This window comes from Halomonas chromatireducens (assembly GCF_001545155.1).
Classification (GTDB): Bacteria; Pseudomonadota; Gammaproteobacteria; order Pseudomonadales; family Halomonadaceae; genus Halomonas; species Halomonas chromatireducens.
Genome location: NZ_CP014226.1, coordinates 1,120,602 through 1,146,199 on the forward strand (window position 1 = coordinate 1,120,602; position 25,598 = coordinate 1,146,199).

The 25,598-nt window shown below is 65.7% G+C and carries 22 protein-coding genes and 1 other RNA gene; 11 read left to right on the forward strand and 12 right to left on the reverse strand.

Going from position 1 to position 25,598, the window contains the following annotated elements; genetic code table 11:
- Window positions 1-1,293 carry a S41 family peptidase gene (locus LOKO_RS05230; protein ID WP_066445975.1) on the forward strand — a complete coding sequence of 431 codons (1,293 nt, stop codon included), beginning with the start codon at window positions 1-3 and terminating at the stop codon, window positions 1,291-1,293.
- Between the two features lie 64 nt (window positions 1,294-1,357).
- Here the strand turns inward: LOKO_RS05230 and LOKO_RS05235 are convergent, their stop codons facing one another.
- The 4 genes from LOKO_RS05235 to LOKO_RS05250 form a co-directional block, all read right to left on the reverse strand.
- Entirely contained in the window at window positions 1,358-2,605 is a 1,248-nt protein-coding gene (locus tag LOKO_RS05235) for a UbiH/UbiF/VisC/COQ6 family ubiquinone biosynthesis hydroxylase (RefSeq protein ID WP_066445978.1), read from the reverse strand.
- 45 nt (window positions 2,606-2,650) lie between these two features.
- The gene (gene ubiH / locus LOKO_RS05240; protein ID WP_417935379.1) at window positions 2,651-3,880 is read right to left on the reverse strand and encodes a 2-octaprenyl-6-methoxyphenyl hydroxylase; all 1,230 of its coding nucleotides are present in this window, start codon (window positions 3,878-3,880) and stop codon (window positions 2,651-2,653) included.
- A gap of 74 nt (window positions 3,881-3,954) precedes the next feature.
- A complete protein-coding gene (pepP, locus tag LOKO_RS05245; RefSeq protein WP_066445984.1) occupies window positions 3,955-5,292 on the reverse strand; it encodes a Xaa-Pro aminopeptidase in 1,338 nt (445 codons plus the stop codon).
- A 44-nt stretch (window positions 5,293-5,336) separates the two neighbouring features.
- The gene (locus LOKO_RS05250; protein WP_066445990.1) at window positions 5,337-5,912 is read right to left on the reverse strand and encodes a UPF0149 family protein; all 576 of its coding nucleotides are present in this window, start codon (window positions 5,910-5,912) and stop codon (window positions 5,337-5,339) included.
- 156 nt (window positions 5,913-6,068) lie between these two features.
- On the opposite strand from LOKO_RS05250, the gene LOKO_RS05255 reads away from it, so the two are divergent.
- The 3 genes from LOKO_RS05255 to LOKO_RS05265 all read left to right on the forward strand — a co-directional run bounded on the left by LOKO_RS05255 (window position 6,069) and on the right by LOKO_RS05265 (window position 7,255).
- A complete protein-coding gene (locus tag LOKO_RS05255; RefSeq protein WP_066445993.1) occupies window positions 6,069-6,389 on the forward strand; it encodes a cell division protein ZapA in 321 nt (106 codons plus the stop codon).
- 36 nt (window positions 6,390-6,425) lie between these two features.
- Window positions 6,426-6,610, forward strand: a non-coding RNA gene (gene ssrS / locus LOKO_RS05260) — 6S RNA.
- A gap of 9 nt (window positions 6,611-6,619) precedes the next feature.
- Complete coding sequence (locus tag LOKO_RS05265) at window positions 6,620-7,255, forward strand: 5-formyltetrahydrofolate cyclo-ligase (RefSeq protein ID WP_066445995.1); 636 nt, start codon at window positions 6,620-6,622, stop codon at window positions 7,253-7,255.
- 385 nt (window positions 7,256-7,640) lie between these two features.
- Here the strand turns inward: LOKO_RS05265 and ilvA are convergent, their stop codons facing one another.
- Window positions 7,641-9,155 (reverse strand): threonine ammonia-lyase, biosynthetic, encoded by a 1,515-nt coding sequence (ilvA, locus tag LOKO_RS05270; RefSeq protein WP_066446004.1) that lies wholly within the window; start codon window positions 9,153-9,155, stop codon window positions 7,641-7,643.
- A gap of 266 nt (window positions 9,156-9,421) precedes the next feature.
- On the opposite strand from ilvA, the gene rpiA reads away from it, so the two are divergent.
- Entirely contained in the window at window positions 9,422-10,096 is a 675-nt protein-coding gene (gene rpiA, locus LOKO_RS05275; protein WP_066446008.1) for a ribose-5-phosphate isomerase RpiA, read from the forward strand.
- 80 nt (window positions 10,097-10,176) lie between these two features.
- Here the strand turns inward: rpiA and waaA are convergent, their stop codons facing one another.
- The 3 genes from waaA to LOKO_RS05290 are packed head-to-tail and all read right to left on the reverse strand — an operon-like array spanning window position 10,177 to window position 14,007.
- Window positions 10,177-11,490, reverse strand: coding sequence for a lipid IV(A) 3-deoxy-D-manno-octulosonic acid transferase (gene waaA, locus LOKO_RS05280; RefSeq protein WP_066446010.1), 1,314 nt, complete (start codon window positions 11,488-11,490; stop codon window positions 10,177-10,179).
- Complete coding sequence (gene hldE, locus LOKO_RS05285) at window positions 11,490-12,920, reverse strand: bifunctional D-glycero-beta-D-manno-heptose-7-phosphate kinase/D-glycero-beta-D-manno-heptose 1-phosphate adenylyltransferase HldE (protein WP_066446012.1); 1,431 nt, start codon at window positions 12,918-12,920, stop codon at window positions 11,490-11,492. The genes waaA and hldE overlap by 1 nt, the downstream gene beginning before the upstream one ends.
- Window positions 12,910-14,007: a glycosyltransferase family 9 protein gene (locus tag LOKO_RS05290; RefSeq protein WP_066446013.1), complete on the reverse strand. Its 1,098-nt coding sequence runs from the start codon at window positions 14,005-14,007 to the stop codon at window positions 12,910-12,912. Before LOKO_RS05290 ends, hldE begins: the two co-directional genes overlap by 11 nt.
- Here LOKO_RS05290 and LOKO_RS05295 point away from each other — a divergent pair.
- On the forward strand, window positions 14,006-14,707 hold the full coding sequence (locus tag LOKO_RS05295; RefSeq protein ID WP_066446015.1) for a 3-deoxy-D-manno-octulosonic acid kinase: 702 nt from the start codon (window positions 14,006-14,008) through the stop codon (window positions 14,705-14,707). The two genes, LOKO_RS05290 and LOKO_RS05295, sit on opposite strands and share 2 nt — an antisense overlap.
- Before the next feature lie 29 nt (window positions 14,708-14,736).
- On the opposite strand, the gene LOKO_RS05300 is transcribed toward LOKO_RS05295, so the two are convergent.
- Entirely contained in the window at window positions 14,737-15,861 is a 1,125-nt protein-coding gene (locus LOKO_RS05300; RefSeq protein ID WP_235588943.1) for a glycosyltransferase family 4 protein, read from the reverse strand.
- A gap of 40 nt (window positions 15,862-15,901) precedes the next feature.
- Between LOKO_RS05300 and LOKO_RS05305 the strand changes: the two genes are divergently transcribed.
- A complete protein-coding gene (locus LOKO_RS05305; protein WP_066446020.1) occupies window positions 15,902-16,996 on the forward strand; it encodes a glycosyltransferase family 9 protein in 1,095 nt (364 codons plus the stop codon).
- On the opposite strand, the gene LOKO_RS05310 is transcribed toward LOKO_RS05305, so the two are convergent.
- Complete coding sequence (locus LOKO_RS05310; protein WP_066446022.1) at window positions 16,950-17,729, reverse strand: glycosyltransferase family 2 protein; 780 nt, start codon at window positions 17,727-17,729, stop codon at window positions 16,950-16,952. The two genes, LOKO_RS05305 and LOKO_RS05310, sit on opposite strands and share 47 nt — an antisense overlap.
- 161 nt (window positions 17,730-17,890) lie before the next feature.
- Between LOKO_RS05310 and LOKO_RS05315 the strand changes: the two genes are divergently transcribed.
- Window positions 17,891-19,567 carry a sulfatase-like hydrolase/transferase gene (locus LOKO_RS05315; RefSeq protein ID WP_066452235.1) on the forward strand — a complete coding sequence of 559 codons (1,677 nt, stop codon included), beginning with the start codon at window positions 17,891-17,893 and terminating at the stop codon, window positions 19,565-19,567.
- A 6-nt stretch (window positions 19,568-19,573) separates the two neighbouring features.
- Here the strand turns inward: LOKO_RS05315 and waaF are convergent, their stop codons facing one another.
- Window positions 19,574-20,617: a lipopolysaccharide heptosyltransferase II gene (waaF, locus tag LOKO_RS05320; RefSeq protein WP_066446025.1), complete on the reverse strand. Its 1,044-nt coding sequence runs from the start codon at window positions 20,615-20,617 to the stop codon at window positions 19,574-19,576.
- Entirely contained in the window at window positions 20,614-21,579 is a 966-nt protein-coding gene (rfaD, locus tag LOKO_RS05325) for an ADP-glyceromanno-heptose 6-epimerase (protein ID WP_066446026.1), read from the reverse strand. Before rfaD ends, waaF begins: the two co-directional genes overlap by 4 nt.
- Window positions 21,580-21,679: 100 nt before the next feature.
- Between rfaD and glyQ the strand changes: the two genes are divergently transcribed.
- From glyQ to gmhB, 3 genes are all read left to right on the forward strand, one after another.
- Complete coding sequence (gene glyQ / locus LOKO_RS05330; RefSeq protein WP_066446028.1) at window positions 21,680-22,672, forward strand: glycine--tRNA ligase subunit alpha; 993 nt, start codon at window positions 21,680-21,682, stop codon at window positions 22,670-22,672.
- Between the two features lie 2 nt (window positions 22,673-22,674).
- Window positions 22,675-24,741 carry a glycine--tRNA ligase subunit beta gene (glyS, locus tag LOKO_RS05335; RefSeq protein ID WP_066446031.1) on the forward strand — a complete coding sequence of 689 codons (2,067 nt, stop codon included), beginning with the start codon at window positions 22,675-22,677 and terminating at the stop codon, window positions 24,739-24,741.
- Window positions 24,742-24,909: 168 nt separating this feature from the next.
- Window positions 24,910-25,461, forward strand: a complete 552-nt coding sequence (gene gmhB, locus LOKO_RS05340; protein ID WP_066446033.1) for a D-glycero-beta-D-manno-heptose 1,7-bisphosphate 7-phosphatase — start codon at window positions 24,910-24,912, stop codon at window positions 25,459-25,461.
- The last annotated feature ends 137 nt before the right edge of the window (window positions 25,462-25,598 follow it).

Below are 25,598 nucleotides of genomic sequence, written 5' to 3' on the forward strand. Positions count from 1 at the left end.
ATGTTTTTACGTTCTGTCGGCTTACTGACCGCCTCCCGGCGCCTGATGGCGGCGCTGCTGCTGGCACTGCCGCTTGCCGCCCTACCGATGACCGTCAAGGCCACTGCACCGGCCGATGAGCTGCCGCTCGAGGAGATCCAGACCTTTGCCGAAGTCTTCGAGCGGATCAAGCGGGCCTATGTCGAAGAGGTCGATGATCGCACGCTGTTACGTAACGCCATGCGCGGCATGCTCAGTGAACTCGACCCCCACTCCGCCTACCTGGACCGTGATGAGTTCCAGAGCCTGCGGGAAACCACCGAAGGGCAGTTCGGCGGCATCGGCATCGAGGTGGGCCTGGAAAACGGCCGGCTGACGATCATCACCCCCATTGATGATACCCCCGCTTCCCGTGCCGGCCTGCAGGCCCGGGACACCATCCTGAACATCGACGACACCTCCACCGAACGCCTGTCGCTGCAGGAAGCCGTCTCGTTGATGCGCGGTGCGCCGGGCAGCGAGATCACCGTTACCATCCTGCGCAGCGGGGAAGAGAGCGCCTTCGATGTGACCCTGACCCGCGAGATCATTCGTACCGAAAGCGTGCGCAGCGAACTGCTGGAGACGGGCTACGGCTACCTGCGGGTCAGCCAGTTCCAGAACCGCACTGGCGAGCAGGTCAACAGCGCCATTCGCCGAATGGAGCGTGACGGCCCGCTGGACGGCCTGATACTCGACCTGCGCAACAATCCCGGGGGCGTTCTCCAGGCCGCCGTGGCCGTGGCCGATGTCTTCCTCGAAGGCGGCCTGATCGTCTACACAGAAGGGCGCCTGCCCGACACCGAGATGAGCTTCTCCGCCAGTCGCGAGACGGCAGCTCCCGACGTCCCTCTGGTAGTGCTGATCAACGGCGGCAGCGCCTCGGCGGCTGAGATCGTCGCCGGCGCTCTGCAGGATCAGCGTCGCGGTGTGATCATGGGCACCGATAGCTTCGGCAAGGGATCGGTGCAGCAGATCATGCCCCTGGGCAACGGTGAAGGCCTCAAGCTGACCACCGCGCTCTACTACACACCCAACGGACGCTCGATCCAGGCGCTCGGCATCGAGCCGGACGTGGAGGTGGTTCGCGGCCGGGTGGAAGTGACCGAAACGGGCCGCCAGCTGCGCGAAGCCGACCTCGAGGGCCATCTTCGCTCACGCGACGACCCCCGCGATCGCCAGGCAATGACGGAGCGACTGCGCGAGGACTACCAGCTGGGCGAGGCACTCAACCTGCTCAAGGCGCTGAACGTGCTCGACCGGCGCGACAGGTAGCCGCTAGGCGTCTGTCGGATTTGACCGGCTCTCGCCGTAGATCAGCGTTAAGTCCGACAGGCTCCTAACGGCAGGCGGCGGGCAGGCGCCCGCGGTGACCAGTCGCCTGGCGCATCAACAGCCGCTTGACCGGCACCAGGCGATCGACGCCCGAAAGGCCGAGGTTGCGTGCCAGGGTCAGGGCCGGATGGCGGCTGCCGAAAAGCAGGCGAAAGCCATCCATCAGCGCCAGCATGGTTGCATTGTCGCCGCGCCGCCGCCGCGTATAGCGGGCCAGCACACTCTCGTGCCCGATCGACATTCCACGTCGCCGCGCCGTGAGCACCTCTTCGGCCAGCACCGCCACGTCCATCAGCCCCAGATTGACCCCCTGGCCGGCCAGGGGATGGATGCTGTGGGCGGCATCGCCCACCAGCACCAGACCCGGCTGCCCATAGGTCTTTGCATGGCGCTGGGTCAGCGGTACGGCAAGAGCCCGATCCACGACCTCTACCCCGCCCAGGCGCGACTCGAAGGCCGCGGCCAGGGCATGGCCCAGCGCATCCGGCGTCAGCTCGACCAGCCTTGCGGCCTCCGGCGGCGACGTCGACCAGACGATGGAGCAGTAGCGGTCGTCACCATCGACGGTCAGGGGCAGGAAGGCGAGCGGGCCGGTCGGCAGGAAGACCTGCCGTGCCACACTGCCATGGGCACGCTCCGTGCGTACGGTGGTCACCACGGCCATGTGCCCGGTGTCATGGGCGCTGACCTCGATCCCGGCCAGGGTCCTCAATGGCGACTGGGCCCCGTCGGCGGCCACCACCAGCGGCGCCGAGAGGCGCTGGCCATCCTCCAGCAGCACCTCACGCCCCGTCGATGTCGTTTCCAGCCCGGAGACCCGGGCGCCTAACCGAACCGCTACGGTCGACAGCTCGATCAGGCGGGCCTCCAGCGACGCCAGGATCACATCATTTTCGACGATATGCCCCAGCTCCGGCACGCCGGCCTGCTCGGCGGTGAAGGCGACTTCACCGCTGCCTTCACTGTCCCACACCTGCATATGGTGGTACGGGGTCACCCGCCGCGTCTGCATCCAGGTCCAGACACCCAGGCCCTGCAGCAGGCGCTGCGACACCGGCGTCAGCGCGCTGACCCGCATCGCCGGCCGGCCGCGCCCCACCGCCTCGGCGGCCAGCGGTTCGGCTCGGGCATCAAGCAGCGCCACCGATACCCCGGCCTGGCCCAGCAGGGCCGCCAGGGTCGCGCCCACCATGCCAGCGCCAACGATGATGACCTCGAAGTGCGTGCGCGCTTCTCCATCCGCTTGCGTCATCTCACACTCCCTTCTTGTCATGCTTGCTTCCGACTGCGGTAACCATCAACGCTCCAGTCCCATGGCGCGGCGGGCCAGCCCCCGCCGTAGCGGGCCGACCAGATTGAGTCCCACCAGCCCTGCCGCCCGCAGATGTGACAACGGAGTATTGTCGATGCCGAACAGCCGCACCAGGCCATCGCTGAAGCGAACGACATTGTGCCGGTCGACGATGCGCCGAGCCTCGAAGTCGCGCAGGGTGAGCATGCCACCCACCGCTTCCCCATTGTCCAGTGCCAGCTCCAGGGCGGCCACCAGGTCCGTCACGCCTCGCAGCGCCAGGTTGAACCCCTGGCCCGCAACAGGGTGCAAGGAATGGGCGGCATTCCCCAGCACCGCCAGCCCAGGCCGGATCGCTTCACGTGCGGTAACCAGCGAAAGCGGATAGGCGTGACGACTGCCGACCCTCCGGAAGCGACCGGCACGATCGCCGAAGGCCCGTTGCAGCTCGGCCAGGAAGTCACCTTCCCCCAGCGCCAGCCGCGGCCCTTCACGTCCCGCCTCATGGGTCCAGATCAGCGCCATCTGCTGTCCCGGCAGCGGCAGCAGGGCAATGGGACCCTCCCGGGTGAAACGCTCGTAGGCCGTACCGCCATGGGGCTGGCTCATCTCGACGTTGGCGATCAACGCCACCTGATCGTAGGGAACCTCGTCGCTGCCGATCCCCATTCGCTCCTTGAGACCGGAGCGTCCTCCATCGGCCAGCACCGTGAGCCCCGCCACAAGCTCGCTGTCGTCAGACAGGGTGAGACGGTAGCCCTCCGATTCGGGCTCGATGCGCTCCACGCTGGCAGGGCAGTGCCAGGCCAGGGGAAGCTCGGCCAGGCGATGGTGAAGCACCCGCCCCATCCAGGCGTTGGGAACCACATAGCCCAGAGCCGTCTGGCCAAGCTCCTCGGCCAGCAGCCGCGTCACGCCCAGCCGCCCCCGCTCACTGACGTGAATACGCGAGATCGAGGCGGCCTGCTCGGCCATCGCCGGCCAGAGCCCCATGTCGCGAAAGCGCTGGGCAGACCCCTGGGCGATGGCGCTGGATCGGGCGTCGAAGCTGGGTTGCCAGGGCGCACTCACCGCATCCAGCATCGGCGCCGCCTCGATCACGGCCACCCGGAGCCCATGTCGCTCGATCAGCGGGGCCAGCGCACAGGCCAGGCTGGCCCCTACCAGGCCACCACCGACGATGGCGATATCCACGTTACGTGGCTCATTACGCCGCTGGGCCTCAGCACTGTTCATTTTACGCATCCTGCCGCAAGACATGGTTCGTAATGTAAATTACATAATGGCATTCCATCCTCCATTCCGGGTGATCACTTCTTCACCATCAAGGCCTCGATTTCGCGCACTCCCTTGGGAACGCCAGCCGTCAGCACCTCATGACCGGAATCGGTCACGGCCACATCGTCTTCGATACGGATACCGATACCGCGGAACTCGGCCGGTATATCGTCATCGGCAGGAATATAGAGTCCGGGCTCGACGGTCAGCACCATCCCCGGCGCCAGGGGACGAGGCGAGCCGCCCTGGCGATAGGCACCCACATCATGCACGTCGAGCCCCAGCCAGTGGGACGTCGAATGCAGGTAGAAGCGCTTGAAGCTCGCGTCCTCTATCCGCGCCGACACCTCGCCCTGCAGCAGACCCAGGCGAATCAGGCCCGCCGTGAGGTCATGCACCACACCTTCGTGGATCTCGATCAGGGTAACCCCTGGCTGGATAGCCACCACGGCACGCTCCTGGGCCTCGAGCACCACCTCGTAGAGGGCGCGCTGGGCCTCGCTGAATCGTCCACCAACGGGGAAGGTGCGCGTGATGTCCCCGGCATAGAGGTCCAGCTCGGCGCCGGCGTCGATCAATACCAGTTCGCCATCACGTAACGGTTGGTTGTTCTCGATGTAGTGCAGCACACAGGCGCTGGCACCGCCACCCACAATGGTGGCATAGGCCGGGCCGCTGGCGCCCTGCCAGCGGAACTCGTGCTCCAGCTCGGCCTGCAGATGATACTCCGCGAGACCCGGCCGAGACGCACGCATGGCGCGCACATGCCCCCGCGCCGATATTTCCGCCGCATGTCGCATCAGCGCCAGCTCACCCTGGCTCTTGATCAGCCTCGCCTCGTGCAGCAGGGGAGCCAGGTCGGCAAAGGCATCGGCCGGCCGCGCACCCTGGCGCGCCCTTGCGGCCAACTGGCCCCGCACCTCGTCGGCCAGCGCCATGGCTTCAGGGTCCGCCAGCATGAGGTAGAGCGTGGTGCGCCCATCGAGCAGTGCCGCCAGCAGGTCGTCGCGCTCGGCATTCTCGAAGGCCTGGTCGACCCCGTGCTCGCGTACCGCGCCTTCCGCCCCAAGCCGGATACCGGTCCAGGCCTCCAGCGTCGGGTCACGGTCCTGGCAGAACAGGACGCTTTCGCCGTCACTGCGCCCCGGCAGCAGCAGCAGCAGCGCGTCGGGTTCGGGAAATCCCGTCAGGTAATGGAAATCGCTGTTCTGGCGAAACGGGTAGTCGCTATCACGCGAGCGGGTGACGAGGGAGGCCCCCATCAGCAGCACGGCACTGTCGGCGGGCAGCTGCGCCATCAGCGATGCGCGGCGGGTGCGATACTCGTCGTTGGAGATGGCCGCGGGGCGGGGCAGGGGGTCTGGCAGCATGTCGGCTCCTGGCATCGGTAGGGAGACTTCTGGGACTCGGGCGGTCAGTGCTGGGTGGGCTCACCCGCTTCCACCTGCGGCTGCCCCGGCCGCTGTTCGGTATACAGCAGCATGGCGGCCATGCGGGCGTGTTCGGTCAGCGCGAAGAGGTCATTCTCGTTCTCGGCGCTGTCATCGATATCGGTATCCATGGCGGCCAGTGCCGTCAGGTCATCGATGGCTTCGCGCAGTGGCGCCGACCAGCCCTCGCGGGGCTCGGAGCCGGCATCCTCGATCACCTCGAGAAACCCCAGCGTCCATTCACGCAGCCCCTGGGCGCGCTCGGCCAGGGAGTAGAGTTCATCGGGCAGCAGCGGCTCGTAATTCAGCGAACTGTCCGCCAGCGTCTCCAGGGTGAGTCGCCGCCACTCCAGCAGGGATTCACCGCTTTCACGGTCCCTTGGCTGCTCTACCCCCAGTCCCAGGCAGACCTCCTCCAGCCAGCCACTGGCGCTCAGCTCGTTCAGGGCCAGCGAGGCGCAGAGCCTGCCGTCGAGAAAAGCGGGCGACTGCATGCTGCCGTGCAGCAGGAACAGGTCGGCGATGGTGGAAAAATCGGGCCGTTCGTCGATCGATGACATGACAACTTCCGTATGACAGGCTGTGAAGTGGGGCATCCGGACCATCCCACCGCGCGTTGACCGCCCGTGAGAGCCTCTCTTATAGTGTCCGGATGCCACGTCTTGATTGATAGGATGTTAACGCATCGGGCTGACAAGCCGACACCGGAGCCCTCCATGAGCGATGACGCCTCTCGGCCAACCGCCGAGATAACCCTGCTGGGTCGCCACTATGTGTTCGCCTGCAATCCAGGCGAAGAGCACAAGCTGGACCGTGCCGCGCGCTACCTGGACCGAGCCATGCTTGGCATCCATTCCCAGAATACCCTGTTGGGTAGCGAACGCGTCGCCCTGATGGCGGCACTCAATATTGCCCACGAGTTGCTGGAAGTGCTGGAAGAGCGTCGCAGCGGCGAACAGGAGCTCAACCGACTCAGCGAGCAACTGGAGCGCGCCCTGGCGAATACGTTGCCGCCTGATCGGGTCACCGCCGAATGACATTGGACGGACTGGCCAGCTCTGATACGATGAAGGTGTTCCCTGGGGTGTTGGCCAGTCGTTATAGTCCCTCGAGCCTATGCGCAATACCCAGGGCGGCCATTTGCTAGCCGGACCCGTGTGCATGTCCGTGCGACGGAAAGCCTGACGGTTCGGCTGCGGCCACCCACCTTGAACCAAGGGTTCAAGGGCCAGAATGACAGCGGCACTCTGGGGAACCCCATCGCATCATGAGCAACCTGTCCAATCCCTTCTCATCCGATCTGCCCGACTCCCGGCGCCAGTTGCGCCAGGCCTTGCGGCGCCGTCGCCGATCGCTCAGCCCGCGTGAACAGCACGCCGCGGCGCAGGCGCTCTGCCGTCGCCTGCGCCGGCTGCCCGAAGTGGTTCGCGCCCGCCGCGTGGCGCTCTACCTGCCCAACGACGGTGAAATCGCCCCGCAGCCGCTGCTATCCTGGCTGGCGAGCCGCTCGGCCCGGGCCTACCTGCCGGTACTCAAGCCCCTGTCGCACAACACCCTGTGGTTCGTTCACTATCACCGGGGCACACCCATGGTTCGCAATCGGTTCGGCATTCCCGAACCCGAGACGCGGCACGGCGCCCACCGGGCACGACGCCTGTCGACCTGGGCCCTGGATCTTATCCTGCTGCCCCTGGTGGGCTTCGACGACCAGGGCGAGCGCATGGGCATGGGTGGCGGCTTCTACGACCGCAGCCTGGCGTTTCCCCGCCGTCGTGGCCCTCGGCCGCGGCTGATCGGCCTGGCCCACGACTGCCAGCGGGTGGAGCGGCTACCGGTTGCCCCCTGGGACGTTCCGCTGGACGCCATCGTCACCGACAAGCGGGTCGTTCGCCCCCGCAGGTGAAAAACCTGTCATGAAAAAGCCGGCCGTTGCATGAGCACCGGCCGGCTTGTTCTAGAACATTGTTTTTTTGATCCTGCTTTATCTGATCATGGCACTGACTGCCGTATTACCCACCCGTCAGCGCCTGGGCATAGCCAGTCACCACAACGCCAATGCCGAAGGCCAGCACCAGTGCCATGACCAGATCGGGCTTTCGCTTCATTGCCTGCTCCCCTGAATTGTCTGCATGGAAGGCGCCGCAGCGTACCGCGACAGGGGGACTATAGGCCCTGAGGCACCGCCAATACAACCGATTCAGGCGTCGATTACATAATGAAACCCTCGCCATTTCGGGGCTTTGCTGTAAGCCGCTACTAACTTGGGCAGGCGGGACGAGGCTCGCTGCTCAGGCCATGAAAAGGCGATAGGCCGGGTTGTCGGACTCCTTCCAATAGCGGTAGCCAATTTCGTCGAAGTACTCCTCCACATGGCAGCGGTCGCCGTTAGGCACCTGCATGCCCACCAGCACCCGGCCATAGGCGGCACCGTGGTTGCGGTAGTGGAACAGCGATATGTTCCAGTCCTGGGGCAGATGGGTGAGGAAGTTCATCAAGGCACCGGGGCGCTCGGGGAACTCGAAGCGGTAGACCTCCTCCTCGAAGTGCTCCTTGGGCCGACCGCCGCCCAGGTGGCGAATATGCAGCTTGGCCAGCTCGTTGTCGGTGAGGTCCTCTACCGGATAGCCTGCCTCGCGCAGCTTCTCAATCACCGCCTGGCGATCCTCGCCGCCCGGCTTGACCTGAACCCCGACGAAGATATGGGCCGCCTCGGGGTCGGCATAGCGATAGTTGAACTCAGTCACCATGCGCCGGCCAAGCGTCTTGCAGAACTTCTTGAAACTGCCGGGCTTTTCGGGAATGGTCACGGCCAGGATCGCCTCGCGCTGCTCGCCGAGCTCGGTACGCTCGGCAATGTGCTGCAGACGATCGAAATTGGTATTGGCCCCGGAGTTGATGCACAGCAGGGTCTGGCCTTCGACGCCGGTTTGCTGAATATACTTCTTCAGGCCCGCCAGAGAGAGGGCGCCGGAGGTTTCCGACACCGCCCGGGTGTCATCAAAAATGTCTTTCACCGCGGCGCACATCTCGTCGGCGGTGACAGTGATGACGTCGTCGACCAGATCGCGCACGATCTTGAACGGCACCTTGCCGATCTGCGCCACCGCCACGCCTTCGGCGAAGACGCCAACCTGGCTGAGTGTCACGCGCTTGCCTGCGGCTAGCGCTGCCTTGAGGCATGCGCTGTCCTCGGCTTCCACGCCAATGACCTTGATATCGGGGCGCAGATACTTGATGTAGGCCGCCACCCCGGCGATCAGGCCCCCGCCGCCCACCGGCACGAAAATGGCATCCAGTGGCCCACTGTGCTGGTGGAGGATCTCCATGGCGATGGTGCCCTGGCCGGCGATGACATCGATGTCGTCAAAAGGGGGGATATAGGTGTAGCCGTGCTCGGCGATCAGCTCCTGGGCGTGCTCGGCCGCGGCGGCGAAGGCATCGCCCTTGAGCACCACCTTGGCGCCCCGGGCGCGTACCGCCTGGACCTTGATCTCAGGGGTGATGCGCGGCATGACGATGATGGCCTTGACGCCCATCAGTTTCGCCGCCATGGCGAGCCCCTGGGCATGGTTGCCTGCCGACGCCGCAATGACCCCCTTGGCCTTCTGCTCCTCGGTCAGCTGCGCCATCTTGTTGTAGGCGCCGCGGATCTTGAAGGAGTAGACCGGCTGCAGGTCCTCCCGCTTGATCAGGATGGTGTTGTTGAAGCGCCGCGAGAGGAAGGGGGCCGGTGAAATCGGCGTTTCCCGGGCAGCTTCATAGACCCGGGCCTGGAGAATCTTCTTGACGGTGGCTTCTAGCATCCTGATATCCCAGAGGAGTGACGCGGAGGGCTGTGCTGCAGTGCAGAGAACCCCTATTGGTAGCATCCTCGCAGGCATGGCGTCCAGCGCACAGGCTGCAGGACCAGGATAATCGGAGTCACCCTTAGCGAGGGACGCCGGGGGGAGGGCGCCTCCTCGCAGCCCTGTCGACGGAACAGTGCAGAGCGATGCTGCCATCGGCAGAAGAGGGCCACTGGCCTATAATGTCGCGGCAATCGCCACTCATCACAGACAGCGAGCATCACATGACCCAGGACGAACTGAAGGACGCAGTAGCCGCAGCCGCCATCGACGAGATCGAGCCCTGGCTCGAGCGCGATACCATTCTCGGCATCGGCACCGGCTCTACCGCCAATCGGTTCATCGATCGCCTGGCCCGGCTACGCGACGACTTCAAGGGCGCGGTGGCCAGCTCCGAGGCCAGTGCCGAGCGCCTGCGCGGTCATGGCATCGAGGTATTCGAACTCAACAGCGTCGGCACCGTGCCTTACTACATCGACGGTGCGGACGAAGTGAACGCTCACCTTCACATGATCAAGGGCGGCGGGGCGGCCCTCACCCGCGAGAAGATCGTCGCCGCCTGCGCCGACCGGTTCATCTGCATTGCCGATGCCTCGAAGCGCGTGGAACGGCTGGGCGACTTCCCGCTGCCGGTGGAGGTGATACCCATGGCACGCTCCTATGTCGCCCGCGAGCTGGTCAAGCTGGGCGCAGATCCGGTCTATCGCGAAGGGGTGGTCACCGACAACGGCAACCAGATTCTCGACTGCTACGAATTCATGATCGACGACCCGGTGGCCATGGAGGCCAGGATCAATGCCATCGTCGGTGTGGTCACCAACGGCCTGTTTGCCGCCCGTGGGGCCGACGTGCTGCTGCTGGGCAGCGACGCCGGCGTGGAGCGGCTGACGTCGGCCTGAGGCGCCCGGATACCGGGATCATTCCGCTGGCTTTCAGGCAGGCGAATCCAGACGCGACTCCAGATCATGGAAGTAAGCACTTACTCACCCAGCAGCGCAGACAAACCGGACATGGTGCGCCCCAGGGCGCCCCGGTTCGCCGCCATCACCGCCTGGCCGGCCTCGGCCAGACGATGGCGTTCGGCTTCATCGATGAACAGGGCGACCAGCGCCTCGGCCAGGGCTTCGCTGTCGGGGACTTCCACCAGGGCGGCGGCTTCACGCAGTGTCTCCGCCACGTCCTCGAAATTGGCAAGCTCGGGTCCCGTGAGCACGGGCACCCCCATGGCCGCTGGCTCCAGCAAATTGTGTCCACCGATCGGCACCAGGCTGCCGCCGACGAAGGCCAGGTCCGCCGCGCCGTAGAGAGAGAGCAGCTCCCCCATGGTGTCGCCCAGGTAGACCGCCGTACGGGCGTCAGGCAGCTCATCCCGGGAGCGGCGTGCCATGGCCAGGCCGCGCTCCTGGCACAGGGCCGCCACGGCATCGAAGCGTTGGGGGTGGCGGGGCACCAGGATCAGCAGGGCCGAGGGGTAATGTTGTCGGAGCCGGGCATGGGCCTGCAGCAGCAGCTCCTCTTCGCCCGGGTGAGTGGAGCCGGCGGCCCATACCGGGCGCGAGCCAAGTCTGAGACTTAGCTGTCGGCTCAATGCCTCGGTCCCGGCGGTGGGTGTCAGGTCGTACTTCAGCGAGCCCACCACATCGATAGCCACCTGGGCCATGCCCAGCGACCGGTAACGCTCGGCATCGGCAGCGGACTTGGCGGCAAGCCAGTCAACGTGGCTCAGGGCATCCTGCATCAGCGGACGCAGCCGGCGATAGCCGCGGTAGGCCCGGGGGGAGAGACGTCCATTCACCACCGCCGTCGGTATTCCTTGTTGGTGGCAGGCCGCCAGCAGGTTGGGCCAGAGTTCGGTCTCGAAGAAGATCGCCAGCGCCGGATTCAACCGGTCGATGAAGCGGCGGGTCGCACCGGGAAAGTCCAGTGGCACGAAGTGGTGGTCGAGCGGTCCATCGGCCGCATCTGGGGTCGCCGACTCTCGCAGCGCCTGGCTCAGGGCGAGGACACGCTCGGCGCCGGTCGCGGTCATGGTGGTGACGATCAGGCGGTGCTCGGGGTAGCGAGCCAGCAGGGCCTCGATCAGCGGCCTGGCCGCCAGGACTTCCCCCACCGAAGCGCAGTGCAGCCAGATGCCAGGCTCCACGGCGGACCGACGGGGCAACAGCCCGAGCCGCTCCCGCCGGGGGTTTGTGAGCGCTTGCTCACGCCAGACGCGCTGCCATATCAGCGGTGAGAGCAGATAGAGCGCCGTCGAATAGAGGTGGCGTGCCCAGGGTCGGCCTCGGCGTTGCATCAGCTCTCGCGATCCAGGATCGTCGAGATCATCGCCGTGGTCGACACGCCGTCCTCGAAGCCCAGCACCATCACCTCGCCGCCGGCGGCACGGACCGCATCGCCGCCGGCGATCTCCTCGGGGCGATAGTCGCCGCCCTTGACCAGCACATCCGGGAGTACCGCCTCGATCAAGCGCTGCGGCGTGTCTTCCCCGAAGGGCACCACCCAGTCCACCGCCCCCAGCCCCGCCAGGACCTGCATGCGCCGCAGCAGCGGGTTGATGGGCCGCTTGGGGCCCTTGAGACGACCAATGGAGGCGTCGTCGTTGACCGCCACGATCAGTCGATCGCCGAGCCGGCGGGCATGCTCCAGGTAGGCCACATGACCGGCATGCAGGATATCGAAGCAGCCGTTGGTCATCACCACCCGCTCGCCGCGGGCCTGGGCGGCCCGCACCGCCTCGATCAACGCGGGCTCCTCGATCACACCGAACTCGGCCAGCTTGTCGCCGTGCAGGGCCGTGTAGAGCTCGGCGATGGAGAGCGTCGCCGTGCCCGGCTTGGCCACCACCAGGCCGGCGGCCAGGTTGGCCAGGGTCATGGCCTCGGGGAAACCGTGGCCGGCGGCCAGCGCCAGCCCCAGCACGCCGATCACGGTGTCGCCGGCACCGGTCACGTCGTAGACCTCGCGGGCCCGGGTGGGAATATGCAGGGGGTCGTGCCCGGCCCGGATCAGCGTCATGCCCTTCTCGCTGCGGGTGATCAGCAGGGCCTCGAGTTCGAGCTCCACGCACAGCGCCTCGCCCCGGGCAGCCAGCTCGGCGTCGTCGCGGCAGTGACCGACCACACCTTCGAACTCGGCCAGGTTGGGCGTGATCACACTGGCCCCCCGGTACTTGCGGAAATCGCTGCCCTTGGGATCGACCAGTACGCGCTTCCCCGCAGCCTTCACCCGCTGGATCAACGCCTCCACCTGATTGAGGGTCCCCTTGCCGTAGTCGGAGAGGATCACCAGGTCGCTATCGGGCAGGCCCTGCTCTACCCGGGCCAGCAGGCCGGAGGTGTCGACATTTTCCAGGCCATCCTCGAAGTCGAGACGAATCAGCTGCTGGTTGCGGCTCATCACCCGCAGCTTGGTGATGGTGGGGATGCCTGCGCTGCTCTCGAAGTAGGTCTCCACCCCGGCGGCCTCCATGCGGGCGATGAGGCGCCGGGCATTGTCATCGTCACCGACCATGCCGCTCAGGGCCGCGTGAGCCCCCAGGGAGGCGATGTTGAGCGCCACGTTGGCCGCGCCACCGGGGCGGTCCTCGCACTCTTCGACCCGGACCACCGGTACCGGCGCCTCCGGCGAGATACGTGAGGTGGCGCCGTGCCAGTACCGGTCGAGCATCACATCCCCTACCACCAGTACATGTGCCTGCTCCAGCGCAGTCAGATCAAGCTTCATCGGGTGTCTCCGTTTCCTTGCTCTCGTTCGGCCCTGTCAGCAATGCATCGAGCCGTTGCACGACATCGTCGACACGAACCAGGGACATGGCGTCGGGATGACGCACGCGCTGGCCCCAGGTGATCTCATCGGGCTCCTTGTGGAGGTAGGTGCGTACCGCCTCGGGGTAGCGATCGACCACATGCTCGCGCCACAGGTAGGGCGCCGCCCGGTCGGGATTGGTGGTGGCATACAGACCGATGACCGGGGTACCCATGGCGTTGGCCATATGCACCGGCCCGGAATCGGGGGCGATCACCACCCGTGCCCGGCCGATGAGGGCCAGCAGGCCCTTGAGCGAGCTTTCGCCGATGACGTCGATCACCGCCTCCGCTCGACTCAATGCCCGAATGCGCTCGCCCACTTCCCGCTCCTGGGTGCTGCCACCGCCTGTGAGAGCCGTTTTCAGGCCGAACTGTGCCCAGGCGTGCTCGATGACCGCCGCATAGCCCTCGGCGGACCAGTTGCGGAAGTTGCGCAGCCGTGGATTGGCACAGGGGCTCATCAGCAGGTAGGGGTGGTCACCGGTGAGCCTGCGGGCCTCCTCCTCGGCCTCGGCCGGCACCGGCAGGTCCCACGCCAGTCCCTGATCCTCGACGCCCAGCAGGCGAGCGAAGTCCATGAACGACTCCAGCACATGGGCCTGTGGATGTGGCGCCAGCTGGCGATGGGTGAACCAGTGCTGGGCATCCTTGGCCCGCGCCTTGTCGAACCCCACCCGCACGTCGGCCTTCAGCCCCAGGGAGAGTACGCTGGCCCGCAGCGCCTGCTGCATGTGCAACAGCACGTCGAAGCGGGTATCACCGAGCTGGCGCCACAGGCGCCGCATCCCGGCAAGGCCGCTGGCCTTGTCGTAGACGACGAACTCGACCCCCGAGAGGCCGGCCAGTAGACTGTGTTCCGCCTTGCCGATGATCCAGGTGATGCGAACATCGGGCCACTGCCGCTGCAGCGCTCGGATGGTGGGGACCAGATTGCACAGGTCGCCCAGTGCGGAGAGGCGCAGCACGGCGATATGGCGAGGTTGGGCAGGCAGAGGATGCTTCATGCACTTGGCAACATGTCGGACGGGAAAGGTTTTCATTCTATATGATGCGGACAGTCTATGTGACGCCAACCTGACGCCACAAATCGACCCGCTGCTATTCTCGCCGGCCCATTGGCGTGAAGCGGGCCGTGTGCTGGGCGAAGCGCCTGGCCGCGGCAGCAGCCTGTTCCTCGACGCGGACGGCGCACAGTGGGTGCTGCGCCCTTACCGCCGCGGCGGGCTGGTGGCGCGGTTTGCCCGGCAACGCTACCTGTGGACCGGCCTGGAGCGAACCCGAGCGTTTCGCGAACTGCGCCTGACCGCCGAGCTCTACGCCCGGGGCCTGCCCGTGCCCAGGCCGGTGGCCGCCGCCGTCACCCGCCACGGACTCTGCTATGAAGCGGCGCTGATCACGGTGCGCATTACCGCCGCCCGCTCCCTTGCCGACCGCCTCATCGAAGGCAGCGCCAGCGATGCACTCCTCGAGGCGGTGGGTCGCACCATCCGTCGCTTCCACGACACCGGCCTCGATCATGTCGATCTCAATGCCCGCAACCTGCTGGTCGATGCCGAGGAGCGTGTCTGGCTGATCGACCTGGATCGCTGCCGGTTGCGCACGCCCGGCAGCTGGCAGGAGGCCAACCTTCGACGCCTGGACCGCTCCCTGGCGAAGTTCGGCGCCGGCGAAGCCGGTGCGACGATTCGTCGAAGCTATGGTTAAGGGCTATTGCTAAAAGCTATGGCTAAGAGCTATGCCTGGGAATACTCTTCGACCAGGCTGGACACATGGGCCGCCAAGGTAAAGTCCGCCAGCACCCGGTGGCGTGCCGCCTGCCCCAGCTGACGTCGCAGCTCGGGGTCACGCCCCAGCTCTGCCATGGCTTCGGCCCAGTCCCCGGGGGCTTGCGGTGACGCCAGACGTCCGCATGTATTATCGAGCAACTCCGGAATGGCGCCGCTGTCGGTACCGACCACGGCCTTGCCGGCGGCCATGGCCTCGATGACCGTGAGACCGAAGGCCTCGTTGCGTGACGGCACGCAGACGATATCCAGCGCTTCGAACAGCCTCGGCAGGTCGCGGCGAAAGCCGGCAAAGTGAATTCGCGTTTCCAGGCCCAACGACGCGACTTGAGCCTGCAGCCGCGATACATAGGCTTCATCGCTGCCCTCGGCGGCGGTGAGGCCACCGATGACGACGCCATGCCAGGCCAGATCCGGATAGCGCTCGCGCAGCAGGCCCAGCGCCTCGATCCAGAGGTCCTGGCCCTTGCCATCGGTCAGCCGACCGGGCAGGCCGATGGCCACACTCGTGGCAGGCACACCGAGTTCGCGGCGCAGGGCGTCGCACACCGCCTCGCTCAGCCGGGGGCGATAGGGCTCGGGGTCGATGCCGAGATAGAGGCGCTTGATCCGGTCCGCCGGCAGGGGGAAGGCCGCGACATTGCGCGCCCGCGTCGCTTCGCTGATGGCAAACAGCCGGGTGACCCTGCCATAGGCCCAGCGGTGGTAGAGGTCCTTCTTGGCGCGGGTGACCCCCATGTGGTCGGTGAAGAACAGCTTCAGCCCCGGCTTCAGTGTCGCCAGCAGGGCTCCCAAGCGCAAATCGCTGGACTTGTGGCAGTGCAGCACGTCGATGCCCTGTCGTTTCAGGTACGCAAGCACCCGGCCGACCTGCAGCAGTGCCCGACCCCGGCTGGGCACCGTCAGCGGTTCGATGCCCGCCTCGACCAGGCTGGCAGCCACCGCAGAGCCGGCAAGCGCGAGGCCATGGGGCTCCCACCCCTGGCGCTTCAGCTCGGGTATAATCCGTCCAGGATACATTTCCAGTCCGCCCCAGCCATCCGAAAGGCAGATATGCATTACCTTGTGCGACAAGGTTGTCTCCTTCTTCGGCCACCGGGGCACGGGAGCCCAGATGACGTCTTCTTCCAACGGGGGCAATCCCCGCGAATCGCCCCGTATACTGGTCGTGCGTAACGACAAGGTCGGCGACTTCATGCTGGCCTGGCCGGCGCTTGCCTGCCTCAAGGCCGCAGCGCCCACCCTGCATGTCTGCGTCCTGGTCCCAACCTATACGGCACCTCTGGCCCGGCTGTGTCCCTGGGTCGACGAGGTGATCCTGGACCCGGGCGCCGACGCCGGTCGCGATGCGCAGCGTTCTCTGCTGGAGCGGCTTCGAGCGGGTCGCTTTGCGGCCCTGCTGACCCTCTATTCGACGCCGCGTATCGGCTGGCTGGGCCGGCGTGCCGGCATTCCACTACGCCTGGCGCCTGCCACCAAGTGGGCGCAGCTATTCTACAACCATCGCGTCACCCAACGCAGGTCCCGCTCCACCCGGCCGGAGTATGTCTACAACGTCGAGCTGGCCGACGCGTTGCTGCTCGCCCTGGGCATGGCGCCAGCCGCTCGCCCGGAACCACCCTACTGGCCGCTTCCTGCCTGCACGGCCACCGCCCAGAGGGCCCTCCTCGGCCAGGAGCTGGGCATCGATACGACCCGCCCCTGGGTCTATCTGCATGCCGGCAGCGGCGGCTCGGCGGTGAACCTGACACCCGGGCAGTACGCCGAGCTGGCTCGCCTGATCGATGAGCGCGCAGGCGAAGGCAGGCCCATCTGGGTCATGACGGCGGGGCCCGGCGAGGAGGCCACCGCCGGTGAGCTGCGCAACCGCCTGGTGGGCGATGGCCTCGAAGCGGTCGTGCTGCCGCCGCGGAAGGGGCTGGGCGACTTCGCGATGGCTCTCGCGGCGGCCGACCTGCTCATCGCCGGCTCCACCGGTCCACTGCATATTGCCGGCTGTCTCGACCGGCCCACCGCAGGCTTCTATCCGGCCCGCCGCTCCGCCACCCCGCTGCGCTGGCAGACCTGCAACAGCGAGTCGCGGCGCCTCGCCTTCAGCCCCCCGACGGGTGCCGCCGAGTCCGACATGGCCACGATCGACCTGGACGCGGCGGCCAGTGCCATCAGCGACCTGGTGCGTCGTCGGGAGGAGGCGACGTCCGAGTCCTGACCCAGAGGTCAGCATACTTGGCGAAGGTCGAGTGGGCCGAGAGCAACGCCAGCAGCAGGCCCTGGCGCCCGTCCAGGAAGCCGGCCTTGAACAGATACATGCGCAGAAAGCAGCCGATGCCATGCCCGATGCCGGCCGCCAGGCTGCCCCGCTTGCCCCGCGCCGCACGCTGCTCGGCCCATGCCTGGGCGTAGTGGGCGGACTTCTCCAGGTAATGGCGCAGGTCGCGGTAGGTGAAGTGGAGCAGGTCGCCCTGAAGCGGTTTCACCGTCAGCCGCTCCGGATTTTCCAGCTTCTCGTGCACCAGGGAGGCGTTGTACCCGGCACGCTGGCGCGGATAGAGCCGTGCCACACGATCCGGATACCAGCCCGAGTGGCGAATGAAGGCCCCGAAACACCAGGAGAGGCGCGGCAGCGTATAGATGGCCGGTTCGTTCAAGGCCACGGCGGCCAGGATGCTGTCACTCAGCTCGGGCGTTACCCGCTCGTCGGCATCGATCATCAGGATCCAGTCGCTCTCCACCAGCGCCTCGGCGCGCTGGCGCTGCACGCCGAAGCCCTGCCAGTCGTCCTCGACCACGACCTTATCGGTGAAGGCCCTGGCGATGTTGCGGGTGGCATCCACACTGCCGGCATCCACCACCACGATCTCGTCCGCCCAGCTCAGCGTCTCCAAACAGGCTCGGAGGTGCGCCTCCTCGTTCTTGACGATCAATACGGCAGCCAGGCTCATGGGCCCTTCCTTGTCAGCTGAGCGGGGCCTCAGTTTACTGGTGCCAGCGCCGGGGCGGCAAACGACACCTTTCTACCACTGGGCACGGACCACGACTTTTGGTGCAAATGGGTCGCGACTTGATAAGCTGCTACCTGAACTCACTACGTGCGCACTGTGCCATGCCCTCTTCCTTCTCGTTTCGAGACATCAACTTCCCCCGTGGTTGTTCGCTTTTGATTATCGGCCTGTGTCTGGGTTATTCCGTCACCTCCCTGACACGGCTGCCGATCTGGGGGCTCCCCTTCGTCACTGCGGCCTGGCTGGCCCTGGGATACTGGCTTCGCTGGGGCGCGCCTCGTTCCCCGCAGCGCCCCGTCGTCCCCCGTATCTGGTCCTGGGCATTGATACCCATTGCGCTGTGGGGACTCTACATCTACCTTTCCGAAAGCTTCGGTATCGTCGACCTGAGCGCCGTCTTCTTCCACCTTCAGGCCGGCATGGCCGACCATGGCGGTGTCAGCCGGGTCGGGGCCGCCTTCTTCTATACGCTCTCCATGGCGGCTCTTTTCGTATCGTTTCTCTGGCTCCTCCGCCACGACCACCGCTGGCGTCGCGTGGAATTTTTCCTGGCCCTGCTGCTGCTGGCCAGCAATCCCCTTCTCTATGGTGTAACCCAGCGCGGTGCGGCGATCGTTACCGATGACGGTGCCTGGATGGACCGCCAATACGTAAAGCCGTTGATTCTCGACGCTCGGGACGACCCGCCCAATCTCCTGCTGCTCTATCTGGAAAGCATCGAGCGCACCTATGCCGATCGTGAACGTTTCGGCGACGCCTATGCCGACCTGGAGGCCATCGGCGAGGAGGGTCTGGTCTATGAGGGTGTCTACCAGCTCGACAATACCGGCTGGACCATGGCGGGCATGATCGCCAGCCAGTGCGGCACCCCACTGATGCCAGCCGGCCTGCTACATGATCGGCAGTTCTCGCCGCTGGAAACGGTGGTGCCCGGCGTCGACTGCCTGGGCGACCTGCTCTCCGAGCAGGGCTATCGGCTCACCTATATGGGCGGCGCCAGCACTGCCTTCGCTGGCAAGGGTCTGTTTTACCAGGATCACGGCTTCGAAACGATTCTGGGACGCGAAGACCTCCAGCCCCGCCTCGACGACCCCGACTACCTCAACAACTGGGGCCTCTACGACGACTCGCTCTACGACTTCACCGTCGAGGAGATTCGTCGCCTGAACGAAGAGGAAGGCCCCTGGGGCTTGGTCAACCTCACGCTGGCCGGTCATGCCCCTCGTGGCTATCCTGCCCAGCGCTGTATCGATCGCCAGGGCGAATTCGATGGCGAAGATATCCTGTATTCGGTCGAGTGTTCGGCCTGGCTGGCCCGGGACCTGCTCGAGCGCCTGGATAGTGAGGGGCTGCTGGAAAATACCCTGGTGGTCATCGCCAGCGACCACCTGACCATGCGAGTCTCGGCCTGGGAGCAGCTGATCCAGAGCAAGCGCGACAATACCTTCATGCTGTTGGGACCCGGAATCCCCGTCGACAGGCAGACACGGGAGGCGTCCATGGTGGACGTTTTCCCCACCATCCTGGAAGCCATGGGTTTCACCATCGACTGGCACCGGGCAGGTCTCGGCGTGTCGCTGCTGTCCGATGAACCCACCCTGATCGAGGAGCACAGCATGGAGTTCGTGAACGCTCGGATGCGCGAGGAGAACGCCCTGCAGCAGCGCCTATGGGAAGGGCTAGCACCGCAGCGCGAAGAAACGGAAGCGGCACCGCAAGAGCAGGTGGTGGAGACCCCCGAGGACGCTACCGGTGAGGAGCCCGCCTCGGTCCAGTGATACGCTTCAGCTACGGCCGATGAGCTCTGCTCGCGAGGCCAGTACCGCCTGCAGGACCCGCTGGGGCGAGAGCTGCACCAGACAGTTGGTATGGCCCAGCGGGCAGGTACGCTGAAAACAGGGCGAGCACTCCAGCGCCAGGGTATGAATCGTGGCCTCGTCGGTCAGGGGCGGGGTGTAGCGCGGCGACGACGAACCATACAGTGCCTGGACGCCGGTCCCAACGGCGGCCGCCACATGCATCAATCCCGAGTCATTGGTGACCACCTGCCGACAGTCGGCCAGCAGATCCACGGCGTCGGCCAGCCGTGTCTTGCCGCACAGGTTATGCACGCCCGTCTGCCCTTCTGCTATCACCGCGCCGGCCTCGGCATCCTTGGGGCCGCCGAGCACACGCACCTCGAAGCCTTCCGCCACCAGGCGCTGTGCCAGTTCACGAAAGTGTCCCAACGGCCACTGCTTGGCCGGGCCATATTCGGCCCCGGGCATCATGCCGATGGCCGGCCGTGACGAGAGCCCCAGGCTGTCGCGCACGGCAGCCAGGTTCTCCGTATCGACCCGCAGCCGCGGACGCGGCACGCTCAGAGCTTCCAGATCAGCATCAGCTGGCAGGCCCAGCGCCACGAAACGCTTGACGGTCTGGTCCAGCACCGTCTTGTCCAGCGGGCGTCGCTCGTTGAGCAGCCCGAAGCGCTGCTCACCGGTATAGCCGGTGCGCCGGGGTATGCGCGCCAGGAAGGGGACCAGCGCCGATTTCCAGGAACGGGGCAACACGATCGCCCGGTCGAAGCGACCCGTAAGCCGCTTCGCCAGCGCCCGCCGGCTGCCCCAGCCGAATTCACCGTGGGTCACGTCCAGCGTCGCCACCTCGGCGACTTCTTCCATGCGCTCCAGGATCGGCTGCGACCAGCCGGGCGCCACGACGCCGATATGGCAATCGGGCTGGCGCTGCCTGAGTGTCTTCAGCAGGCTCTGAGCCATCACCATGTCACCGACCCAGGATGGGCCGACCACCAGGATGCGCTCGCCCGACAAAGGCACTGCACTCATCCAGTCTCTCCGCCGAGCCAGCGCAGGTACTCCCCCACCCCCTCGGCCACGGTGCGGAACTCGCCATCATAGCCCGCCTCCCGCAGGCGTGAGATATCGGCCCGGGTATAGCTCTGGTAGCGGCCCTTGAGCTCTTCGGGAAAATCGATGTACTCGATCCTGCCCTGGCGGTGGAAATCGATGACGGCTTCACCGATCGCCTTGAAGGGCTCGGCACGCCCCGAGCCCAGGTTGAAGATTCCGGACTTCCCGGGGTTGTCGAGGAACCACAGATTGACGTTCACCACGTCGCCCACATAGACGAAGTCACGACTTTGCATGCCGGCCTCGTAGCCATCCCAGGCGCCGAACAGCTTGAGGTCCTGACCCGCCGATATCTGGGTGTGGTGGTGGAAGGCGACGCTGGCCATCTTGCCCTTGTGCTGCTCCCGCGGGCCGTAGACATTGAAGTAACGGAACCCCACCACCTGGCTCGTCAGCTCATCCCAGTGCTCACGCACGTACTGGTCGAAGAGCAACTTGGAGTAGCCATAGACATTGAGCGGCTTCTCGTACTCGGGCTCTTCGCGAAAGACCTGGCTACCACCGTAGGTCGCTGCCGATGAAGCGTAGATGAAGGGGATGCCCTGCAGCTGGCAGAAATGCAGCAGCACCTTGGAGTACTCGAAGTTGTTGTCGAGCATGAAGCGGCCATCCCACTCGGTGGTGTCCGAGCAGGCTCCCTCATGGAAGATGGCTTCGATGGGAGGCAACCGCGAAGGCTCACCACGCAATACCGCCTCGACTCGCTCGCGGAAATCATCCTTGTCCAGATAATCCCCGAGCGTGCAGTCGGCCAGATTGACGAACTTGGTCCCGTCGAGAAGGTCATCGACGACCAGCACGTCAGTGCGGCCACGCTCGTTGAGTGCCTTGACGAGATTCGAACCGATGAAGCCGGCACCGCCTGTCACTACGATCATTGAGGTTCCTCGCTGCGGCGCAGCTGACTGCGCCTATAACCGATGTGCCTGTGATTGTATACTTGACGTCCTGTGAATTCATGGCCAACGGTGCTTTCCAATGACACTCTCGACACTATCGTCGACCTCGACCCCGGGGTCGACGCCGGACGCGACGACCTTCCAGGGCCTGATCCTGGCCCTTCAGCAGTACTGGGCCGAACAGGGCTGCGTAGTGCTCCAGCCCCTGGACATGGAGGTAGGCGCCGGCACCTTTCACCCCGCCACCTTCCTGCGCTCCATCGGTCCCGAGACCTGGAATGCCGCCTATGTTCAGCCCTCCCGCCGGCCCACCGACGGTCGCTACGGCGAGAACCCCAATCGCCTCCAGCACTACTATCAGTTCCAGGTCGTCATGAAACCCTCCCCCGCCGACCTGCAGGAGCTCTTCCTCGGCTCCTTGGTACGCCTGGGCATCGACCCGCTGGTCCATGATATTCGCTTCGTCGAGGACAACTGGGAGTCGCCCACCCTGGGCGCCTGGGGGCTCGGCTGGGAGGTCTGGCTCAACGGCATGGAGGTGACCCAGTTCACCTATTTCCAGCAGGCCGGCGGCATCGAATGCTACCCCGTCACCGGCGAGCTGACCTACGGCCTCGAGCGTATCGCCATGTACCTGCAGAACGTCGACAGTGTCTATGACCTCGTCTGGACCGTGGCGCCGGATGGCTCCCGGGTCACCTACGGCGACGTCTATCTGCAGAACGAGCGGGAGCAGTCGGCCTACAACTTCGAGCAGGCCGACGTGCCCGCGCTGTTCGCGTCCTTCGACCATCAGGAGAAGGAGTGTACCAAGCTGCTCGCGGCCAGCCTGCCGCTGCCCGCCTACGAGCAGGTACTCAAGGCGTCCCATACCTTCAACCTGCTGGACGCACGCCACGCCATTTCCGTCACCGAGCGCCAGCGCTACATCCTGCGCGTGCGCACCATGGCCCGCGACGTGGCACACGCCTACTACGATTCACGCAAGGCCGCCGGCTTCCCCATGGCCCCCGAGGCCCTGCGCCAGGAACTGCTCGCCAGAGAGCCGCTTGCTGAACAGGGAGACGCTTGAACATGGCTGTTGATACCTTTTTGCTGGAACTGGGGGCCGAGGAGCTTCCGCCGGGGGCCATCGATGCGCTCTCCGACGCCCTGGCCGACGGCATTCGCCGCGGTCTCGCCGATGCCGATATCACCTTTGCCGACGTTCACGCCTGGGCCACCCCCCGCCGCCTGGCCGTGCAGGTCACCGAGCTGGCCGACAGGCAGCCCGACCGCGAAGTCGAGCGTCGCGGACCCGCGCTGGCCGCCGCCTACAAGGATGGCGAGCCGACCAAGGCCGCCCAGGGCTTTGCCCGCTCATGCGGCGTCGATGTGGCCGACTTGATTCACCTGGAGACCGACAAGGGCACCTGGCTCGGCTACCGCGAGCGGCAGTCGGGTGAAGCGACGACGGCACTGCTGCCCGCTATCGCCGCCAAGGCGGTAGCCGCCCTTCCGGTGCCCAAGAACATGCGCTGGGGGGCCTCGCGCATCGAGTTCTCCCGCCCGGTGCATTGGCTGGTGATGCTCTATGGCAGCGACATCGTCGACGCCGAGATCCTCGGCCTATCCGCCGGTCGCACGACCCGCGGGCACCGCTTCCACGCCCCCGAAGCCATCGATCTGGCCCATGCCGACGACTATCTTGTCGCCCTGGAAAACGCCTGGGTGCTGGCCGATCGTGAGAAGCGCCGGGAGCGCATCCGCGAGCAGGTGCTGTCCGAGGCGGAGGTCCAGGAGGCCACGGCGGTCATCGACGAGGATCTGCTCATCGAGGTGAGCGGCCTGGTGGAGTGGCCCGTGGCGCTGGCCGGCAGCTTCGACGAACGCTTCCTCGAGGTTCCCGCCGAGTGCCTCATCTCCTCGATGAAGGCCAACCAGAAGTACTTCCATCTGCTCGACGATGCCGGCAAGCTCAAGCCCCTGTTCATCACCATCGCCAATATCGATAGCCAGGATCCGCAGCAGGTCATCGAGGGTAACGAGAAGGTGATTCGCCCCCGCCTGGCCGATGCCGCCTTCTTCTACGACACCGACCGAAAGCAGCCGCTCGCCAGCCGCATCGACGGTCTCACCAGCGTGTTGTTCCAGAAGCAGCTCGGCACCCTGGCCGACAAGGCCCATCGCACGGCGGCGGTCGCCGCCTTCATCGCCGGCCGCATCGGCGGCGACGTGGCCCATGCCCGGCGCGCCGCCGAGCTCGGCAAGTGCGACCTGATCACCGAAATGGTGCTCGAATTCCCCGAGCTTCAGGGCATCATGGGCCGCTACTATGCCAGCCAGGATGGCGAGCCGGCCGACGTCGCCCAGGCGCTTGAGGAGCAGTACCTGCCACGCTTCGCTACCGACGCCATTCCCGAGACCCGTACCGGTCTCGCACTGGCGCTGGCCGACCGCCTCGACACCCTGACCGGTATCTTCGGTATCGGCGCACGACCCACCGGCACCAAGGACCCCTTCGCCCTCCGCCGAGCCTCCATCGGGGTACTCAACATCCTGGTCAAGGGCGAACTCGATCTGGATCTCCGCGAGCTGCTGGAACTTGCTGCTGCGCAACATCAGGAGCTCCCCTACGCCGAGAGCCTGGTCGAGGAAGTCCTGACCTACATGCTCGACCGCTTCCGCGCCTGGGGGCAGGATGAAGGGATCGAGGCCGAGGTCTATCACGCCGTGCGTGCCCGGCCCGTGACTCGCCCACTGGACTTTGCCCGTCGTCTTCGTGCCGTCCATGCCTTTGCCCAGCGCGAAGAGGCTTCCGCCCTGGCCGCTGCCAACAAGCGTGTCGCCAATATCCTCGCCAAGCAGGACAGCCGAGTCGTCGCCAACGTTGACCCGGCATTGCTGCAGGAGTCGGCCGAAGAGGCGCTCTTCAAGGCCATCGCCGGCCAGCGCGAGGCTGTCATGCCTCTGTTTGCCGAGGGCCGCTACCGTGAGGCGCTGGATGCCCTCGCGAGCCTGCGTGATCCCGTCGATACCTTCTTCGACCAGGTCATGGTCATGGCGGAGGATGATGCCACCCGCACCAATCGCCTGGCCCTGCTGGCTGGCCTCCAGGGGCTGTTTCTCGAAGTGGCGGATATCGCCCTGCTCCAGCAGTAGCCTTCGCTTGATGTGCCAGAGCCGGCGAGAACCTCTCGCCGGCTTTTTCTTGCCTGATGTTTCACGTGAAACACTCACCCTCGGCAACCACCGCTTGGCGCCGGATGTTTCACGTGAAACACTATTCCCATTCCCGTCAGGTTCCGATCTGCCATATACGGATGTGTCATGTACGATGCCAGCAAGCTTGTGATTCTCGACCGAGACGGTGTCATCAATCACGACTCCGACAACTACATCAAGTCACTCGAGGAGTGGATTCCCTACGCCGGTTCCATTGATGCGATTGCCCGCCTGAGCCAGTCCGGCTGGAGTGTAGCCATAGCGACCAATCAGTCGGGAATCGCTCGCGGCTACTACGACGAAGCGACGCTGGCGAGCATGCACGATGAGCTCAACCGTCTCGTGGCGGCCGCTGGCGGCCGCATCGCGCATATTGCCTACTGCCCCCATGGACCCGACGACGGCTGCGAGTGTCGAAAGCCCCGCCCGGGACTGCTCGTACAGATCCGTCAGGCACTGGGGTTAAGTAGCCTTTCCGGGAGCTGGATAGTGGGGGATAGCCTGCGAGACCTGCAGGCCGGTGAGGCGATGGGCTGTCGTTCTGTGCTGGTGCGAACCGGCAAGGGCAAGCGGACGGAGACCAAGGGTAGCGGGCTGGAACAGGCAATGATCTTCGACGATCTGACGGCCTTTACCGACTGGCTGCTGTCGCAATAAGCTCGTGAGACTGGCTACGGTTTCCCCTGGTACGCATACGGTGATCCCCAAGGCGACTCGACTCTTGCCCCAAGCCGTTGCACGCCGCTGCGAGCTCTATCAATCGACACACGCCCCGCTTCTGGCAGTCGCGCCAG